This is a genomic window from Flavobacterium amnicola (assembly GCF_004122165.1).
GTDB lineage: Bacteria > Bacteroidota > Bacteroidia > Flavobacteriales > Flavobacteriaceae > Flavobacterium > Flavobacterium amnicola.
This window is the reverse complement of sequence record NZ_SBKO01000024.1, coordinates 1-395: the sequence shown is the minus strand read 5'-3', so window position 1 is coordinate 395 and position 395 is coordinate 1. Positions and strand designations below refer to the sequence as shown.

Sequence of the window (395 nt, the reverse complement as noted above, 5' to 3'; positions counted from 1 at the left end):
ATTCCGAGTACACTACTACCACATTGTTATCACAAGTATCGGAAGCAGTTAGGACTACTGGAGCAGGCACGGCATCACATTGAACGGTCACATCACTAGGAACTTGTCCGTTGAATGTTGGCGCAGTAGTATCAATCACATTGACAATTTGTGTGTGTTGGGTATTATTTCCAGCACAATCGGTTACCGACCAGTTGCGAGTGATGGTATAGGTATTGGCACAAGCATCGTTTTGACCCGCAAAGGATTCCGAGTACACTACTACCACATTGTTATCACAAGTATCGGAAGCAGTTAGGACTACTGGAGCAGGCACGGCATCACATTGTACGGTCACATCACTAGGAAGTTGTCCGTTGAATGTTGGCGCAGTTGTATCAATCACATTGACAATT

Annotated in this window: 1 protein-coding gene; it reads right to left on the bottom strand. The window is 45.1% G+C overall.

The features are described from left to right. A partial coding sequence (locus EQG63_RS12290; protein WP_449404004.1) for an HYR-like domain-containing protein occupies positions 1-395 on the bottom strand: 395 nt, incomplete at both ends.